The sequence below is a fragment of the Thermococcus sp. genome (assembly GCF_027008145.1).
Classification (GTDB): domain Archaea; phylum Methanobacteriota_B; class Thermococci; order Thermococcales; family Thermococcaceae; genus Thermococcus.
This window is the reverse complement of the sequence record NZ_JALTCZ010000122.1, coordinates 1-1,976: the sequence shown is the minus strand read 5'-3', so window position 1 is coordinate 1,976 and position 1,976 is coordinate 1. Positions and strand designations below refer to the sequence as shown.

The following is a 1,976-nucleotide window of genomic DNA, read 5'->3' as shown; positions in this document are numbered from 1 at the left end:
GCTATCGTCCACTGGGCGTTTTCGTCCCTTATAGCCTCAATGGTGCGCCGGACTTCCTCCATGGTGGCGCCCTTCTTTATGAGCAGTCCCCTTACATCGTAGGTCCCCTTGAGGCTACGCTCTATTTTGACCCCCGCTATCTCCCTCGTCCTAGGTCCATAGAGCACCAACCCTTTCTCGCCCAGACCGAGCCTTTTGGCTACGTTGACGACCTCTCCCTTAAGGTTCTCGCCTAGCAGTACCTCCCGGGGAAGTTGCATGAGGTGGAGCCTCTTCTCCATTTTTCATTCCCCTACCCATTCGGTAGGAAAAGCTTTAAGGCTATCGGAACAACCGTCTATGGTGGTCAAATGGGCCTTTACGAGTTCTTTTACCGGTATTTCGTGGCACCGATAAAGTACAACGAGGGCTACAACGTCGTCAACACCCTTGTTTATGCGCTAATCCTGGGCATTGCGGTGATACTGCTCTACGAGATGCTCAAAAAGATGAAGGTCAGGGTGGACGAGCGCTTTTTCTTAGCCCTTATACCATACATCATCCTCGGCCCACTGATGAGGAGCGCCACCGACTTGGGCGCCCTCCCGAGGACTTACCTGACCGTCAGTCCCGGAGGATACTTCGTCATAGCATCCTTTGCAATAGCATCCCTTTTTGCCGTCTGGAGGCACATAGGGCCCGGCGATAAGCTCTACTCTCTCTACCGCGATTTCGGGTGGGTTCTCGTCGGTGGAATGCTCTTTGTGATGATCATCAACTGGGAAAAGTTCTCGATCAGATGGGACTACTTTAAGTACTTCATCCCGGCCCTAGCCGTTTCCGAGGCATTCATCTGGCTCCTCGCAAGAAAGTTCGAGCTGGTCAGGAACAACAGGGTGATATTCTACACCCACTTCTACGACGCGACGACGACCTTTGTTGGCATACAGTTCTTCGGCTTCTGGGAGCAACATGTTCTAGCTAGGTGGCTGATTGGCTCCTTTGGCACACCGGCGGCAATGTACCTCGAAAAGCTCCTCATAATAACGCCCGTAGTTTACATCCTCGACCGGCTGATGAAGGGGGAGGACCCCGATTTGATCAACTTCGTGAAGCTCGCGATATTCATCCTCGGTTTCGGCCCGGGGACGAGGAACCTGCTCATAACCCTACTCTCGGGGTGAGAACATGGAGTTTGGATGGAATGAGATAGCCTTCAGCATGGGAAAGGAGCTTGAACGCAGAATCCTCCCGCTCTTCGGGACTAAAAAAGCCAGGGAGACGGTTGGGAGGAACGTGAGCGGTGATGTCACTAAATACGTTGACAAAGTTGCTGAAAACCTGATACTGAGCCATCTCCATCCGCTTGGCGTGAACGTTGTGAGCGAGGAGGTGGGGGAGATTGACAACGGAAGTGATTACACGGTCATCGTTGACCCGCTCGACGGTTCCTACAACTTCTCCGAGGGAATTCCGGTTTTTGCCTTTAGCTTCGCCGTCCACAAGGGGAAAAAACCTGTTTACGGAGCCATCTATGAACTCATCACGAAGAGATTCTACGAGGCCCTTCCCGGTGAGGGGGCCTACCTCAACGGCAACAGGATAAGGGTCAACGACCCAGAACCGGGCAAGGAGGCCCTCAGCTTCTACACGAGGGGCCGGTGCACCGGACTCATAAAGAGGGTCAAGAGGATAAGGGTTCTCGGTGCCATAGCGGTCGAGATGGCCTACGTTGCGAGGGGATCACTAGACGGCGTCTTCGACATAAGGAACTACGTCAGGCCGACGGACATTGCCGCGGGGGTGTTGCTCGTGAGGGAAGCAGGAGGGATTGTAACCGATGAGAGGGGAAGAAAACTTGAGGTTCCCCCCAGCGCGACGATGAACATGAATATAATCGCGGTCGCCAACAAGAGGCTCCTAAAGCTCATACTGGAGGAGCTGGAAAATGAACCTTGAGAGATACTTCTACCGCTACGGGGAGGCGACCTTTACCC

2 protein-coding genes and 1 pseudogene are annotated in these 1,976 nt (G+C 53.6%); 2 read left to right on the top strand and 1 reads right to left on the bottom strand.

The features are described 5' to 3' along the window. A pseudogene (gene egsA / locus MVD07_RS05795) lies at positions 1 to 281 on the bottom strand (NAD(P)-dependent glycerol-1-phosphate dehydrogenase); the annotation flags it as partial. 69 nt (positions 282 to 350) lie between these two features. On the opposite strand from egsA, the gene MVD07_RS05790 reads away from it, so the two are divergent. Then, entirely contained in the window at positions 351 to 1,163 is an 813-nt protein-coding gene (locus MVD07_RS05790; protein ID WP_297499597.1) for a DUF63 family protein, read from the top strand. A 4-nt stretch (positions 1,164 to 1,167) separates the two neighbouring features. Then, positions 1,168 to 1,938: a bifunctional fructose-bisphosphatase/inositol-phosphate phosphatase gene (locus MVD07_RS05785; protein ID WP_297499595.1), complete on the top strand. Its 771-nt coding sequence runs from the start codon at positions 1,168 to 1,170 to the stop codon at positions 1,936 to 1,938. Positions 1,939 to 1,976 lie beyond the last annotated feature (38 nt).

What these genes read in the sequence shown, in the direction of transcription:
- MVD07_RS05790 (WP_297499597.1), top strand. Translation starts at nt 351, where the DNA reads ATGGGCCTTTACGAGTTCTTTTACCGGTATTTCGTGGCACCGATAAAG.
- MVD07_RS05785 (WP_297499595.1), top strand. Translation starts at nt 1,168, where the DNA reads ATGGAGTTTGGATGGAATGAGATAGCCTTCAGCATGGGAAAGGAGCTT.